A 16,242-nucleotide genomic window follows, 5' to 3' on the forward strand; every position below is an offset into this window, starting at 1 on the left:
TCGAACGCACCATTTCCCAACAAAATCGAAACAGCGGCTCGTATGCCAGCCGCGAACGAACGGACTTTCCTATGACAGTAGCAGCCATGACGGATGCCCGCGCCCAGATATTGGGTGACGGTGCAACCGATCGGATCGATCTGACATTTCAGTTTGTTGACGAAAACGACCTGCTGGTCGTTCATACCGACGCGAACGGAGTGGACACTGAATGGACCTATCAGCAATCGCCGGGCAGTTGGTATTTTTCCGGCGGTAACTTTGCGACGGGAACGATCCATTTCACAGCCTCGGACCTTTTGTCCGGTGAGCGCCTGACCGTGGTTCTGACCAGCAGATACGACCAACCGCTTTCCCTTGACGGCGGTGAGATCGATCCATCCGTTCTGGAAAAGGGAATGGATCGAACTGCACTGCAGGTACAATCTCTGGCAGGTGAGGTCAGTCGTTCCTTGCGTGTATCTCCAAGTCTCGCCGGCACACTGCCGGATTTCGAAGTGCCGGATCTTCCGGAGGGATACGGGTTTGTGCGCAGCGGCGATGGCCTTGTCCCGGCACTGATCGACAGCTCGGCAATCTCAACGGCGGTCACGTCGGCACAGTCCGCGCAAGCTGCGGCGGAAACGGCACGAACAGATGCTGAGGCTGCAAAGACGGGCTCAGAAACGGCGGCAACTGCCGCGGTAGCTTCCGAAACCAGTGCTAGCACCGCGGCAACGTCTGCTGCCGGATCTGCAACCGTGGCTGCCACGTCTGCCTTGGAAGCTGCACAATCGGCCGCTGATGCCGTAACCAACGCAACGTCGGTTTTAGGGTATGGCCGTATTCCAGTCGGCGCCGCCATGCCCTGGCCGAGCGACGTTGCACCGAATTCTTTCTGGATTGTGGTCAAAGACGTTGACCAGACCTTTTCGCGCGCGACCTATCCGCAATTGCTTGATGTCTATGCGCCAGAACGGACGGTCACGATCACCAGCGGTTCGCCTATTGTCACGGGTATTGGTTCATCCAACGGGTTCGCTGCCGGCATGGCGGTTGAAGGCGATCAAATCCCGGCCGGAACAACGATCCTGTCGGTCGACGGTGCCAGCCAGGTCACGCTTTCGGCCAATGCCATGGCCAACAGTACGACCTGCCGTGTTTTTCCCTTTGGCAATGGTGATGGGTCGACGACTGCCAACTTTCCGAACTTTGCTGGGCGCACAGTTCGTGGCTGGGATCCTGGCGCAACGATTAATCCGGATATGAGCGGTGCGCTTGGGACGCAGGAAGATGCGTTCCCTGATCACATCCACCCACAAAACTCTGCCAATACTGGAAACGGCAGTTTCCCGGAGCGTGTTCTTGTCGATACCGACGTCCCATTGGAAGGTCGTAACGCGCACTTCATCAGTGGCAATAATGCATCCAGCTCGACCGGCTTTCAAAACATCACAGATGGTGTGCATCAGGACGGTACCGTCAACGTGTCATCCGAAACACGCGGAAAGGGTCTGGTTACGGCCTGGATTGTCAAGGTCTCCGATGGAATCGATGATCCGACCGTCTTGGCGGCGGTGGCTGTCGTACAGAACGCAACAAATGCTCTGTCCAAGGCAAATGTGAACGAAACCAAGATCGGCTCAGTTGCGATCCTTCAGTACCAACAACCGCTTGGCACTGACGGCGGTCTCGCTACGAACGGGTCTCGTCAGACATACCCAATCAACACTGAAGTTTTAGACCCAAACGGGATTGTGGACCTTTCATCTTTTCAGTTCGTGCCTACAGTGCCGGTTTTGTGCTTTTTTAAGGCAGGCTTCTACAACGTTCACAGAGTCATTCTGGCGGTGCGCAACGTGACTGATGGAGTAGATGTAGGGTGGTCGATAAATCAATTCCTACGGTCGGGAACGTTGAGTTCCGGCATGGTTCTTGGATCTTGCCTCCTAAAGGCAGGAAAGATTTACGAATTGCAATATCAAGTAGAGCAGACGAGAGTTGATGTAGGTCTTGGAATTCAAATGTCTTTCGGCAATGCCGAGATTTACGGCGAAGTCATGTTAAGGGCGATCTGATGACCAAATACGCAGAAATCATCGACGGCAAAGTCGTCACGATCAGCTTTGACCCTAAGACTGGATGGCCCGCTGTTCACGATAGCGTGTTCCCTGGCGACACAGACAACGGAGATGGCACGTTTTCACGTCCGCCGGCGCGGCCAAAGCACACGCTCGAAACCGCCAAGGCCCTGATTGTCGAATACGCGGCGGCATTCGAAGATCACATAACAGGGTCGGTTTCGATAGGCGAAAAACTGTCATGGGCGACAAAGGAGGCCGCGGCACGTGCCCAGACGGCCGGAACTGCGGACGCTGATCACTTGGCCTTGCTGCAAGCGGAAGCTGCTCAGACCGGTGAAACTGTCGACGAATTGTCCGCAAAGATCCTCTCAAACGCCACTGCCTGGCAGCAAATCACCGGATCAGTGGCAGGGCTTCGCCGGTCGACATTCAGGGCTCTGGAAGCCGAGGCCGATCCGGTGAAGTACAGGGCCATTCTGGAAACCGCATTGGCCAAGGCCGATGCCCTCGCGGTTTCCCTCGGGCTTGAGCCCATGGCCTGGGAAACCTGAACGAACCCACATTCGAACCATTCACACCGCCTTTGAGGCGGTTTTTTTGTGTCTTGGCAAATAGGTGTCTTATGAATCTGGAACTTGGTGATACGCGTCTGATCATTGACCTTTGCAAGCAATATGGCTGCTTTCGCAATCAGGCGGCCTATATCCTTGCGACAGCCTATTGGGAAACCGCCCGGACCATGAAGCCGGTGCGTGAAACCCTTGCAAAGACCGACAAGCAGGCAACCGATCGGCTTGATCGGGCGTGGGCAAAGGGTCAACTGAGATGGGTGAAGTCACCCTATTGGCGCTCGTACTGGTTTGGCCGCGGATTCGTGCAGTTGACCCACGAGCGGAACTACCGGAAGGCACAAGAAGAGCTTGGCTTACCCTTCCATGACAACCCGGCGACCGCGCTCGAAAGCGGCCCTGCTGCCAAGGTACTTGTTTTCGGCTCCATGGAAGGGTGGTTCACCGGCAAGAAGATCGGCGACTATATCACGCTTCAAAAATCCGACTTCCGCAACGCGCGCCGCGTCATTAACGGAACCGACAAGGCAACCGAGATTGCCCGCCTGGCGAAGGACTATGACGAAGCCCTTGAAGCCGAAGGGTACGGCGTTGCTGACGCCAAGCCGATCGCTGTCCCGACTGCTAAGCCGAAGCTTCACAAGTCTCTGACCGAATCCAAGGAAATGATCGGGGGTCTGACCGCGCTGGTCGCGGCGGTAACGGCATTCCTTGATCAGTTCGAGGGGCGAACATCGGCGCTCATCCTGGGCGCTGTCGCTGTCGGCTTCATCGCAAACCGGCTTTATGCCCGCTGGAAGGATGAACGGTGATGTTCGGGAAATTCGCATCGTTCCTGCTGACCGGCCCCTTTGATCGGATCATGAAGAGCGTGGATCACGCGGTCAGCAATGAGAGCCAGCGGCAGGAAATCCGCGCCAATGCAATCAACCGGTTTGCGGAAACGGCGGCGGAAGAGCGCGCGGACGCTCGGCGCTATCGGGCGTTCTGGGTGATCTGGTGCCTATTCTCCGGGTCGGTAGGTGTCTGGTTCTTCGCCATCACGATAGACACGATCTTTGATTTCTCGTGGTCGGTGTCGGATTACCCGGACACGGTCAAGCCGTATGTCGACACCATTGTTGCGTCAATCTTCGGATCCGGCGGCCTGGTAGCGACGGCACAAGCACTCTCGAGTGCAATCAGGGGGCGACGGTGAACAAGCAAGATATGGTTACAGCACCCGTTGCGGTCGGTGCGATCGCGTGGCCGCAGGTTCATACGTATGTTGAATCGATAGCGGCTGAAGCACAGCTCGTGCTGCCCCTACTTGGCGTCATATGGCTCGTTGTTCAGATTTTGGCAAAAATCTACAATACTTGGCTAAAGCAAAGGGATTAAGCGGGCACAATGAGCCTACCCAAAATCATTGTTTGGAAAGCTGATTTTTCAGTGCCATCAAAGTCTCTTCTCCCGGATTAAGGGAAAGTGCCCGTTGCAGTGCAAATTCTGCCTCGGCGAAGTTGTCTTGAGCAAGGTGCAACCGCACCAAGTACACCCAAGCTTCGACCAGTTGAGGATCCAACCAAGTCACTTCTTCAAAAGCAGAGACAGCAGCCGCTGTGTTGCGCATGGCGAGTGCCGTACCCCCAAGAACCATATGTGTTTCGGGAAAATCCGATTTCGCGGCCAATGATGATTGCCATTCCCTTGTTGCGCGTTGTGCAGCTCCGACAGATTCTTCAGGAACCTGCCCTCTTTGAAGAGTAAGGAGTTGCCGAGCCGCTGCAATGCGAACCGCTTTCGACGGATCTTCAAGTGCAGACACAATATGTCGGGCACTTATTTCGGGCGGTGCGTGTCTTTGAAGCGTGACAGCGCTTGCCCTGACAAGTGGGTCAGGGTCGTCCAATAAATCAGCCGCTTGTTCTAAAGTCTTCGAATCCGGTGTTCGCAACAGAAGGTCAAGCGCCGTTGCCCTAACAATCGCGGGATAAGTTGCTTGTCGTGCGATCGACAAGAGGTCGTCTGCCAGCTCTTGCGAACCATTTCTTGCAATGGCAAAGACTTCACCGAAATGTGGAGTGCGTTTCAGGCTGTAAGGAAACCTCCTTTCGATCTCTTCGGCCGCCCATTCTGGCGTATTGTCATTGTGACAATCCGTGCAGGCGTTTGGTGTTCCGATCCTGGCAGAAACATCCGGTCGTGGTATTCTGAAAGAGTGGTCGCGCCTTCCGTCTATTCCCATGTAGGTGCGTTCAATCGTATGACAGGAAATACAAAGCGAACCTTCTGTTCCGCTTTCATGAAAATGGTGTGAAGGGTCGTCGTAGTTGTTCAATGCCAAAGATGGAAAATCGTCATTACCTGTCGGCGAGTGGCACTGAGTACAAACATCGTTTCCATTTGCTACGAGTTGACCGTCGTGAGGGTCATGACAATCAGAGCAGCGAACACCGTTTTGGTGCATTTTCGACTGAAGGAAAGACCCATAGACGTAAACTTCGTCCTGGATCTGTCCATCGGAGTGATAAAGGCCATCACGCAGAAGCGCTAGTCGGTACGCATCGTGGTATGGCGTTCCGGGCAGTGGGCTTGAATCCTGAAACGGTTCGCGACGCGAGTGACATCCGGCGCAAAGCTGAACCTCGGATTGGTCGCGCATTTCGGGGAACGCAACAACCAGGCCCTTTTCGGTCGTTCCAGGAAACAAATCATCGTCGAATGAGTTTCCTTGTTCCGCCCAAGTCAAATGCGCTTCCGCCGGGCCATGACAGGCTTCGCATCCCACCCCGATTTCAGCCCAATCGCTTTGGTATTTTCGTTCGCGCAAACTGTAGTTTTTGCTAAATCCGGTTGAATGGCACTCGGCACACCGTGCATTCCAGTTTTTATACGGACCGCTCCAGTGAAAACCGTCGTCGGGTGGCAAAACCTGCTCCGGGTAAAGGTGGTACCATTCTTCTTTTTCCTGATCCCAGACAACGTCGAATGATTGCAGTCGGCCCGGCTCCGTTTCAATCAAGTACTGTTGTAAGGGAGCTATGCCGCCAACCCCTTCTACCCTAAAGGTTTTTGGGTTCTCCCGAAAGTCAGTTGTCTCGATATAGAAACCTTCATCTGTTTTATAGAATCGCGTCCTGCGGCCGCGATGCGTGAATTCTGTGTTGTTGAAATCACCGTCGACGGTTTCGTTGCTTGGATCCATCCATGCTTTTGCGTGGTGAGAGCTTTGCCAAGCAAGCATCTCATCCTGATGGCAACCGACGCACTTGTCAGAACCAATGTAGTTTGGAGTTTCTGTTTCTTGACCGATTGATGCACTGATCGTGTACCCGATCGCCAGAACAAACAATGCAATTCGCACAAGAGCTATCATTCAACTTCGTCCTGAATGATCGGATTTTGTATAACTGTGAGGACAAGGCATTTCGATAATCTCATCGTTTGATGAAATCTATCGGGTCTCGTAACGGTAGTTTTGTCAAGACTAGGTCTTGTCCAAACCGCTCATAAGCAAAGACAAATTGTTTCCACACATCTCATCTGACTCGCTCCGCTTTGCCAACTTCAAGTCCCCCGCCGGTAATGACCGGGGGCAAAACCGAACTCCTGCCGAAATGCCCGGATCATTGCGCTTGTGTTCCGATACCCGCAGCGCTCAGCGATCTCGGCAACGCTCAAGTTGGTCAATTCCACCAGACGCCGCGCTTCGCGTAGCCGAATTCCTTTGTAGACCTTTCGCGGCGTCATGTTCATCTGACGCTGAAATCTATCCTCCAGCGTACGCTGATCTGACCGCAGCTGGCGCGCGAGTTCCGGAATCGGCAGAGGTGTTTCCAGCGATTTTCGCATCAACGCAGTTGCACTGCGAACCAGCGCATCCGTCGTCCGGCGCTGCAAGGGATCGTGCATCTCCAGCTTATCGCCGTGCATAAACAGTGCCGCAATCTCCAATGCAAACATCGGACTGTGTTTCCGCCGGATCAGCTCCAGAGTCAGCTCGAACGCTGTGGAAGCACCTCCGCATGTCGCCAGGTCCTCTTCGATGACATATCGGTCTTCGACGACGTCCACCGCCGGGAACGCCTCCAAAAAGTTCGTAAACTCATCCCAGTGAATTGTTGCTCTGCGACCGTCGAGCAAACCGGCTTTGGCCAGCAGCCAGGCGCCCGTGTCCATGCCTATGATTGTTGCGAAGCGTTTTCTTGCTGCCCGGAGAGTTTGGTTCATCTTGGGGCTTGCCAGGCTCGAAAATCCGTAGCTCGGCATGACAATCAGATAGTCCCCTTTCGCCCCCAGATCCGACATAGAAAGGGTTTCAACGGGTAGTCCGCTGGAGGATTTCACCGTCCCGCCCGTCAGACTGGCATGCTGCCACGAATAAAGTTCTCGTCGAGCGATGGTGTTTGCCGCTCGAAACGGCTCGATTGTGTTGGCCAGACAGTGGTTTGAAAAATTCTCAAACAGCAAAACGCTAATTGTTTGCAAAGAACCTGATTTTTCCAAATTCTGCATATTATTAGCCTAAAATTGCACAGTTTCCCCTACCGATTTGTCTCATCCTCAAACTGCTGTGGCAAGTGGAGAAGAACATGTTCTTTGGATTGAGCGATGAGCAGGAGATGATCGTTTCAACGGTACGCTCTTTCGTTGAAAACGAGATCTATCCCCACGAAAACCTTGTCGAAAAGACGGGGCAGGTTCCTTTAGAGCTCGGCGAAGAGATCAAACAAAAGTGTATCGATCTTGGTTTTTACGCCTGCAACTTCCCTGAAGCCGTAGGGGGTGCGGGACTGAGCCATCTGGATTTCACACTTGTCGAACGCGAGCTTGGTCGCGGCTCGATGGCGCTCACGCACTTTTTCGGGCGACCTCAAAACATACTTATGGCCTGCGAGGGAGAGCAGCGCGAACGGTATCTGCTGCCGGCAGTGCGCGGTGAGAAAATGGACGCGCTCGCGATGACAGAACCGGATGCAGGCTCGGATGTGCGTGGCATGAAGTGCCAGGCTGTGCGCGACGGTGGCGACTGGATCGTGTCTGGTTCCAAACACTTTATTTCCGGTGCGGAACACGCTGATTTTTTTATCGTTTTCGTTGCGACCGGTGTCGATGATACCCCAAAGGGGCCAAAGAAACGGATCACGTGTTTCCTTGTCGACCGTGGCACTCCAGGATTTGAAGTCCGCGAAGGCTATAACTCGGTCAGTCACAAGGGCTACAAGAACTACATTCTTTACTTCGATGGTTGCCGTCTTCCCGACTCTCAGGTTCTCGGAGAAGTGGATGGTGGTTTCGCAGTCATGAATGAATGGCTCTATGCGACACGTCTAACCGTCGCCGCGATGAGTGTCGGCCGCGCAAGGCGTTGTTTCGACTACGCCGTGAGCTACGCCGCCGAACGCAAGCAATTCGGACAATCTATTGCCAAGTTTCAGGGTGTCGGCTTCCAGGTTGCCGACATGATTACTGAAATAGATGCCGCCGATTGGCTGACACTTGCAGGCGCCTGGCGACTGGATGAAGGGCTCCCGGCCAACAGGGAAATTGCCAGCGCCAAGCTTTATGCCACCGAAATGCTGGCCAGGGTCACCGACGCGACACTACAGATCCATGGCGGCATGGGCCTGATGGACGACTTTCCAATCGAGCGGTTCTGGCGAGATGCCCGCGTCGAGCGTATCTGGGACGGCACCAGTGAAATCCAGCGTCACATCATCAGTCGTGACATTTTCCGGCCGCTTGGAGCGTGACGCATGCAAGCCATGGAACGCTTGCTCCGTCCGAAATCCATTGCCGTTGTCGGTGGGGGAGCCTGGTGCGAAAATGTGATCCGCGAGTGCCGGAAGACCGGTTTTCGCGGCGAGATATGCGCCGTTCATCCTAATAGGACAGAACTAAGCGGCAGTCCGGTTGTCCGGTCGGTGTGCGAGCTTCCATTTGTTCCTGATGCTGTATTCGTGGGCGTAAACCGGCACGCGACGGTAGAGGTTGTTCGGCAGCTTTCGAAGATCGGCTCGGGTGGTGCTGTTTGTTTTGCGTCAGGCTTCCGCGAGGCGGCGAAGGAACTTGAAGACAGCAGTTCACTTCAGGACAGCCTTGTGGACGCGGCCGGTGGAATGCCGTTTCTCGGACCGAATTGCTACGGCTTTATCAACGCAATTGATGGTGCTGCGCTTTGGCCTGACCAACATGGGCTGACCAAGGTGTCCAAAGGCGTCGCGATCCTGACGCAGTCCTCGAACATCGCCTTGAATTTGACAATGCAAACGCGTGGTTTGCCGATCGCCTATCTTATGACCGTCGGCAATCAGGCGCAGACTGGTTTGTCAGCCGTCGCCGAAGCGCTTCTTGATGATGAAAGAGTAACAGCCATAGGTCTTCACATAGAAGGCCTGGATGACCTGTTCGCATTCGAGAAGTTCACACGCATGGCGCAAGAAGTCGGAAAGCCGATTGTCGTCTTAAAGGTTGGCAGGTCCGACCAGGCCCGCGCTGCGACGGTGTCCCACACGGCATCGCTCGCCGGAAGTGCCGTGGGAGCAAGAGCCCTGTTTGCCAGACTTGGATTGGCGCAAGTCGACAGTCTGTCCGCTCTGCTGGAGACGTTGAAATTTCTGCATGTTGTCGGAAGACTTGGCAACAACAGTATTGCATCGATGTCATGTTCCGGGGGCGAGGCGAGTCTGATTGCCGATGTGGCTTTGGATCGCAAGGTATTCTTTCCCCGGCTCACTCCGTTTCAGCAAGGGGCTTTGAACGAGGTATTGGGTGACAAAGTGGCTTTGGCCAATCCGCTGGATTATCACACCTATATCTGGTCCGATGTCGAGGCCATGGGCCAAGTCTTTGCGTTGATGATGGCTGGCGAAGCGTCCTTCGGTCTTGTCGTTCTCGATTTTCCCCGTTCAGACAGATGTTCTCCGGTGGAATGGCTGAAAGTGATCGATGCTGTCGAAGTTGCAATCAAAAAAAGCGGCAAGCCGATCGGCATCTTAAGCTCACTTCCAGAAACAATGCCTGAACCCGTGGCATTTGAGCTTCTGGAGCGAGGGATCGTTCCATTGTGCGGGATGGAAGATGCAATGACGGCGATCGCGGCTTCGGCCGATCTTGGCAGATCGCCGTCCCGCGAGCCGATCGCGAAACCTGTTGCCTTGAAAAATCCGGTGAACGTCAGCGAGGCTAGGGCAAAAGCGTTGCTTGGTGCGCACGGTCTTCGGATACCTGAAAGCATTGTCGCAACGGATCTTGAAAGCACTGTCCGCGCCGCCGAGCGGATCGGCTTCCCCGTCGTGCTGAAGGGTGATGGATTTGCCCACAAAAGCGAAGCCGGTGCCGTTGCCCTCAATCTTCGATCAAGGGACGAGATCTTGACTGCTGCGGGGCGTATGCCAGCCGAAACGTTTCTTGTTGAGGAGATGGTCACGGGTGTCGTGGCTGAGCTTCTCGTTGGCGTCGTACAGGATCAGGCTCATGGATATGTTCTGACCCTTGCCGCAGGTGGCGTGTTGACGGAACTTCTGCAAGACAGCGCGTCCCTGATCTTGCCGGTTTCCAGGGAGGATGTGGCTGCCGCCCTTGATCAGTTGAAGATATCGCGTGTTCTGAGCGGCTTCAGAGGGCAGCCTGCATGCGACCGGGAAGCGATCATTGACGCAGTCTTGTCGGTCCAGGCTTTTGCCTTGTCGACGCCCGTATCGGAAGTTGAAGTCAATCCACTCCTGTGCGGCGAGAATTTTGCAATTGCCGCGGATGCGCTGATCAGATGTGAGGAAACGAAAGATGGATAGCCCATTGAATATCCGCAAGGAGAACGGAATTCTTGAGGTCACGCTCAACCGGGGAAAGGCGAACGCGATCGATCTGGCAACAAGCCGGATCATGGGCGACGTGTTCACCGATTTCCGTGACGATCCCGAGTTGCGTGTGGCAATCATTACCGGCGCCGGGGAGAAGTTCTTCTGTCCTGGCTGGGACTTGAAGGCAGCGGCCGATGGAGACGCGGTCGATGGCGACTATGGCGTCGGCGGATTTGGCGGTCTCCAGGAATTGCGTGGCCTCAACAAACCCGTCATCGCAGCCGTCAATGGCATTTGCTGTGGTGGCGGGCTCGAATTGGCTTTGTCTGCGGATATGATCCTCGCCGCCGAACATGCGACTTTTGCCTTGCCGGAAATACGTTCAGGCACAGTCGCGGATGCTGCCAGCATCAAATTGCCCAAACGCATTCCCTATCATATCGCCATGGAATTGCTCTTGACCGGCCGATGGCTGGATGCCGAAGAAGCGGCTCGCTGGGGATTGATCAATCACATCTATTCCGCAGACGCTTTGATGGAGGAAGCCTGGAAACTGGCCAATCTTTTGGTGTCCGGTCCGCCGCTGGTCTATGCCGCCATCAAGGAGGTTGTTCGGGAAGCGGAGGATATGAAGTTCCAGGATGCCATGAACCGCATCACCAAGAGCCAGTTTGCTACCGTTGAAAAGCTTTACCGCTCCGAAGATCAACTGGAGGGCGCCAAAGCCTTTGCCGAAAAACGCGACCCGGTCTGGAAGGGCCGATAGGAGACGGAACAATGCCCCTGCAGATGAATCGCAACGTTTTCATTACCTGTGCCGTGACCGGGTCTGGAGGGACCCAGGACAAGTCGCCTCATGTTCCGCGCAGCCCGAAGCAGATCGCAGATAGTGCAATTGATGCCGCGAAGGCCGGTGCTGCGATTGTGCATTGCCACGTTCGTGATCCGGAAACCGGTGCACCGTCGCGCAGGCTCGATTTGTACAGGGAGGTCACGGATCTCATCCGTGCCGCTGACGTTGACGTTGTCCTGAATCTGACTGCTGGGATGGGTGGCGACATTGTTTTCGGCTCAACAGATGCACCGTTTCCGGTGAATGAAAGCGGTACCGATATGATCGGTGCAGGTGAGCGCATGGCACATATCGCTGAGTGTCTGCCGGAGATATGCACGCTTGACTGCGGCACCATGAATTTCGCCGAGGCAGACTATGTCATGACCAACACGCCCGGCATGTTGCGCGCAATGGGCGCCATGATGACCGAGCTTGGGGTCAAACCGGAAATCGAGGCCTTCGATACAGGGCATCTTTGGTTTGCCAAGCAACTTGTCAGCGAGGGCACGCTTCTGTCGCCTGCCCTTGTGCAATTGTGCATGGGTGTGCCGTGGGGCGCACCGAACGATCTCAACACGCTCTTGGCCATGGTGAACGCTATTCCGCACGACTGGGCGTGGTCGGCATTCAGTCTCGGCAGGGATCAGATGCCATATGCCGCGGCAGCGGTCCTTGCCGGGGGCAACGTCCGCGTCGGCTTGGAGGACAATCTTTTTCTGGAAAAGGGCGTTCTGGCAACAAATGCTCAGCTCGTCGAAAAAGCCGTAAAGGTGATCGAGGGAATGGGTGCAAAGATCGTGGGACCGGAGGAAGTCAGGTCGCAGCTTGGCCTGACGAAGAGGGCACCAAGATGAAGGCAGCTATCATCGGGGGCGGTGTTATCGGCGGAGGCTGGGCGGCCAGGTTTCTGCTCAACGGATGGGACGTTGCGGTCTTCGATCCGGATCCGGAAGCAGAACGCAAGATCAGTGAAGTGATTGGAAACGCGCGTCGGAGCCTGCCGTCACTTTATGACTGGTTGTTGCCGAAGGAAGGCAGTCTGACCTTTCATCAGGACCTTGCCGAAGCTGTCAAGGATGCCGACTGGGTTCAGGAAAGCGTTCCGGAAAGACTGGAACTCAAACATCGTGTTCTGGGGGCGATATCAGAAATCGCGGCCGGTCACGCCATCCTGGGGTCGTCCACGTCCGGTTTCAAACCGTCAGAGCTGAACAGCAACGGTGCAAGAGCGATTGTTGCCCATCCCTTCAACCCGGTCTATCTCCTGCCGCTGGTCGAACTTGTCGGCGATCCGGCTGCGACTTCCAGGGCTGCGAAAATCCTGAACGACATCGGAATGTTCCCTCTGACTTTGCGCAAGGAAATCGACGCGCATATTGCTGATCGGCTGCTGGAAGCTGTCTGGCGGGAAAGCCTCTGGCTGGTCAAGGACGGCGTTGCTACGACAGAAGAAATCGACGAAGCAATCCGCATGGCTTTCGGCATTCGCTGGGCGCAGATGGGCATGTTTGAAACCTACAGGATTGCCGGCGGCGAGGCGGGTATGAAGCACTTCATGGCCCAGTTTGGCCCCGCATTGGAATGGCCCTGGACGAAACTGATGGATGTTCCGGAATTTACCGATGAGCTGGTCGATCTGATCGCCGGTCAATCCGACGCCCAGTCAGGTCATATGTCGATCCGTGAGCTGGAGCGCCAGCGTGACGATAATCTTGTCGGCATGATGCGGGCACTGAAAAAGACCGGCAGTGGTGCGGGAGGCGTCATCAATCGCCACGAAGCCTCACTTACCGTCCACTCGGACCCTGACCTGCCGGTGACGGGAAGTCGGCATGTTCCACAAAGTTGGGTTGACTACAACGGCCATATGAATGAAACGCACTATCTTGAAGCCGGAGCGGCGGCGACCGACAAGTTTATGGAAATGATCGGCGCAGATGCCGACTACATCGCTTCAGGAAAGAGCTATTTCACCGTTGAAACTCACATACGCCATCTCGACGAAATGCATGCCGGAGAGCGGCTGATTGTGACGACGCAGGTTTTGAATGGCGAAGGAAAGAAACTACATCTCTTTCATTTTCTGAAAGGTGAGGGGGAGAAGCTCGCGGCAACCGTTGAAACGCTGCTGCTTCATGTTGATTTGCAAACCCGTGGCAGCTCGCTTCCTGAACCGGAAGTTTCTGAAAACCTTCTGAAATATGCGACACAACATGCCGGGTTGCCGTCTCCGGAAGGAGCGCAGCGCTTCGTTGGGCAAAGGCGCTGACCACCCGGTTACCACCAAATTTCTCCAGCTGTACGCTGCGGACGTCGTTGTCAAAACGACGTCCGGACCTCGGCCCCAGACGCGTTTACACCGCTGCCCCAGGGGTCAACAGACTGTTCACAATTTTAGATCTAGTGAATGTGTTTAGCTCGGACTATCTCCAATTCATGAACAAAGCGACTGTGACATCGCAAATTGGAGACGATCATGAGCAACGCTGCAAGTACCATTCTTCATATTGATGCTTCCGCCCGCAAGACGGATTCGGTTACGCGTGAACTGACGGAAATCCTGGTCAAATCGCTCGTCGACAAGGACCCTGCCGCGAAGGTGGTGTCGCGTGATGTCTCTCAAGGCCTGCCGTTTCTGGATGAGGAATGGGTTGGCGCGAACTTTACCGATCCGGTGGATCGCAGCGAAGATCAAAGGTCCAAACTTGCGCTTTCTGACACTTTGGTTGGTGAATTGAAGGCGGCGGACACAATCGTGATTGGGACGCCCATCTACAATTTCTCGGTTCCAGCCGCGCTCAAAGCCTGGATCGATCAGATCGCCCGAGCCCGCGAGACATTCAAATACACCGAAAACGGACCGGTCGGATTGCTGGAAGGCAAGAAAGCTTATGTGCTGGTTGCGTCGGGTGGAACCAAAGTCGGTTCGGAAATCGATTTCGCGGCAACTTACCTCAAGCACATTCTCGGATTTGTCGGTATCCAGGATGTCACGATCGTCGCGGCGGACCAGCTGATGATGGATCCGGCAAAGAGGGATGAGGCCCTGGCACAGACTTTGGCACTTGCCGCGTAAGACTGACAATCCAAACGAGTCCAACCGGAGAAAATTTGAACCGGTTGGACAAAACTGACAGCGCCAATCCAGTCATATACAATTTTTGATTGCATTTGTTGGAGGCGTGTTGATTTTGATATGTCTCGTCTCAATTTCCCGCAATTTGACAACAGAGTGACACCCAAATGACGCTCTGTCGTAGGCTCAACGACATTCGGTGCCGGCCGACACCTTCTGGTGCGGCGGGCTCGAATAGTCGATATTCATTTTTCTTCTTGTTGAATGTCTAAGCGAGGTGCCCTTTAAGGTGCTGTTTTTGCTCGCTTTCGTGCGTCGCCTCAGATAAGGCCGACGACAATTGCAGCCAGAAAAGCAAATGCTGCAATAAAGGCAATCCTGTTCAGGTTCCGCGCAAGAGTCATCTGTTCACTCCCGATTACCTCATTTCGACCCCCCGATACTATGACAGCGATTCCGGGAAACGAAGCAAAAAAGATGCTGCAATGCGGCGGAAGCAATGCGCTCATTGGTTGAGTGTGTTGAAGTCTTTTTCGTAACGTCTTGATCGTCAACGAAATACGAGCCGAATTTGACCGCGGGCGGCCTGCTTCCTTGGGCCGGATTTTTTTTCGGCGCGACACTCCACTTGACGAGGTGACACAATTCAAACCGGTGCCGGTGCATGGATTCTGGGCTCTTCCGGTGACTAAGCCTCAGTAGTTTAATGTTAATAAGCTTTTGCTACCTTGACCCGAAGTGTGCTCGGCGCATCGGAGTCAAGATGATCAATCTTTCAAAACTGGCGGAACTGGCTAGGGATCCCAGTGCCATCGGCAGAAAAAGCCTGGTGAGCACGCTTACGGATCTGTTTGTCACTGCCGGTGATGACCGTGATGAGCAGATCAGTCTGCTTTTCGGCGACATCGTTTTGAAAGTTTTGGGGCAGCTGGAAGAAGAAACCCGCATGATCCTGGCAAAAAGAGTTTGCCGCGAACAGGGTGCGCCCCGCGATCTCATGGTCAAGCTGGCAAACGACGCGATCGCCGTAGCTGAACCTGTACTGACGAATTCACCCGCTCTGACTTCAGAAGACCTGGTCGCAATTGCCTCATCGGCGTCGATGGAACATCTGGGCGCGATCGCAGGCCGGAAGACGGTCGACAAGGCGGTCACATCTGTGCTGGTCGACCGAGGCGACAGCAAGGTATTGACCAAAGTTGCCGAGAACGAAGGCGCGGAGTTCGCCCAGTCTTCATTCCTCAAGCTGGTGGAAAAGGCGCGCACGGATGAAGCCATTCAGGCGGCTCTCGTGAACCGGCCGGATTTGCCCGAAGACGCGGCGCAAGCCTTGTTGCCATTCCTGACCAACGCATTGCAGGAACGTATTACGGCGCTGGGCGCCGACAACACGCTTGTGCAGTTGTTGGCAGAACGTGCTGCGACGGAAGTGGCCGCGCGCGCTCAAAAGCTTGAGGATGCGCGCGAGGAATCCAACGCTCTTATCAAGGACGTGATTGCCAAGAAGACCAGGATCGACGACGCCGTCAGGATGTTTGCCCGGTCCGACAGGACCGCCGAGTTGGGTATGCTGCTGGCAAGGGTGAGCGATTTGCCTCCTGCGGCCGTATCGCAATTGCTGTTCGGCGCGAGCGACAAAGCGTTGATCATTCTCTGCAAGGCCAATGGTGTCACAGCGGCGGCCTACAAGGATGTTTTGACCATGCGTGCCCGCCGTTTGAGAATGGGCGGACTTGAATTGAATGCCGCCATTCAGCGCTATGACTCGTTGAGTGAAGAGGGCGCGAAGCGCTCCCTGGAGACCTTGAGAAAATCCGGTGCTTCGTTCGGGCTCAAGTCCGACGATGAAGCCGACGAAAAAAGCGGCTCTCGCTCGAAGAAGAATATTCCGTTTGCATCCAGCCGGTAGCCGGCT

General features: G+C 54.9%; 13 protein-coding genes. 11 read left to right on the forward strand and 2 right to left on the reverse strand.

Translation table 11 applies throughout. The annotated features are described in order from the left end of the window. The first annotated feature begins 71 nt into the window (after window positions 1-71). The 4 genes from RBB47_RS12430 (at window position 72) to RBB47_RS12445 (ending at window position 3,830) form a co-directional block, all read left to right on the forward strand. Window positions 72-2,057: a hypothetical protein gene (locus RBB47_RS12430; RefSeq protein ID WP_305986125.1), complete on the forward strand. Its 1,986-nt coding sequence runs from the start codon at window positions 72-74 to the stop codon at window positions 2,055-2,057. After that, complete coding sequence (locus RBB47_RS12435; protein WP_305986126.1) at window positions 2,057-2,614, forward strand: hypothetical protein; 558 nt, start codon at window positions 2,057-2,059, stop codon at window positions 2,612-2,614. The genes RBB47_RS12430 and RBB47_RS12435 overlap by 1 nt, the downstream gene beginning before the upstream one ends. A gap of 71 nt (window positions 2,615-2,685) precedes the next feature. Next, window positions 2,686-3,444, forward strand: a complete 759-nt coding sequence (locus RBB47_RS12440; RefSeq protein WP_305986127.1) for a hypothetical protein — start codon at window positions 2,686-2,688, stop codon at window positions 3,442-3,444. After that, window positions 3,444-3,830 (forward strand): hypothetical protein, encoded by a 387-nt coding sequence (locus RBB47_RS12445; RefSeq protein WP_305986128.1) that lies wholly within the window; start codon window positions 3,444-3,446, stop codon window positions 3,828-3,830. Before RBB47_RS12440 ends, RBB47_RS12445 begins: the two co-directional genes overlap by 1 nt. A gap of 207 nt (window positions 3,831-4,037) precedes the next feature. Here RBB47_RS12445 and RBB47_RS12450 read toward each other — a convergent pair whose 3' ends face one another. Further along, the gene (locus tag RBB47_RS12450) at window positions 4,038-5,990 is read right to left on the reverse strand and encodes a cytochrome c3 family protein (protein WP_305986129.1); all 1,953 of its coding nucleotides are present in this window, start codon (window positions 5,988-5,990) and stop codon (window positions 4,038-4,040) included. Between the two features lie 191 nt (window positions 5,991-6,181). Next, on the reverse strand, window positions 6,182-7,129 hold the full coding sequence (locus RBB47_RS12455; RefSeq protein WP_305986130.1) for a GlxA family transcriptional regulator: 948 nt from the start codon (window positions 7,127-7,129) through the stop codon (window positions 6,182-6,184). A gap of 77 nt (window positions 7,130-7,206) precedes the next feature. On the opposite strand from RBB47_RS12455, the gene RBB47_RS12460 reads away from it, so the two are divergent. The 7 genes from RBB47_RS12460 (at window position 7,207) to RBB47_RS12490 (ending at window position 16,236) form a co-directional block, all read left to right on the forward strand. After that, window positions 7,207-8,367, forward strand: a complete 1,161-nt coding sequence (locus RBB47_RS12460; protein ID WP_305986131.1) for an acyl-CoA dehydrogenase family protein — start codon at window positions 7,207-7,209, stop codon at window positions 8,365-8,367. 3 nt (window positions 8,368-8,370) lie between these two features. Next, complete coding sequence (locus RBB47_RS12465; RefSeq protein ID WP_305986132.1) at window positions 8,371-10,407, forward strand: acetate--CoA ligase family protein; 2,037 nt, start codon at window positions 8,371-8,373, stop codon at window positions 10,405-10,407. Next, entirely contained in the window at window positions 10,400-11,182 is a 783-nt protein-coding gene (locus RBB47_RS12470; RefSeq protein ID WP_305986133.1) for a carnitinyl-CoA dehydratase, read from the forward strand. Before RBB47_RS12465 ends, RBB47_RS12470 begins: the two co-directional genes overlap by 8 nt. Window positions 11,183-11,193: 11 nt before the next feature. Next, a complete protein-coding gene (locus RBB47_RS12475; RefSeq protein WP_305986134.1) occupies window positions 11,194-12,105 on the forward strand; it encodes a 3-keto-5-aminohexanoate cleavage protein in 912 nt (303 codons plus the stop codon). Further along, the gene (locus tag RBB47_RS12480; RefSeq protein ID WP_305986135.1) at window positions 12,102-13,520 is read left to right on the forward strand and encodes a carnitine 3-dehydrogenase; all 1,419 of its coding nucleotides are present in this window, start codon (window positions 12,102-12,104) and stop codon (window positions 13,518-13,520) included. The genes RBB47_RS12475 and RBB47_RS12480 overlap by 4 nt, the downstream gene beginning before the upstream one ends. Window positions 13,521-13,727: 207 nt before the next feature. After that, window positions 13,728-14,327, forward strand: a complete 600-nt coding sequence (locus RBB47_RS12485; RefSeq protein ID WP_305986136.1) for an FMN-dependent NADH-azoreductase — start codon at window positions 13,728-13,730, stop codon at window positions 14,325-14,327. Window positions 14,328-15,090: 763 nt separating this feature from the next. Beyond that, a complete protein-coding gene (locus RBB47_RS12490) occupies window positions 15,091-16,236 on the forward strand; it encodes a DUF2336 domain-containing protein (protein WP_305986137.1) in 1,146 nt (381 codons plus the stop codon). The last annotated feature ends 6 nt before the right edge of the window (window positions 16,237-16,242 follow it).

The sequence above is a fragment of the Roseibium sp. MMSF_3544 genome (assembly GCF_030732845.1).
GTDB lineage: Bacteria > Pseudomonadota > Alphaproteobacteria > Rhizobiales > Stappiaceae > Roseibium.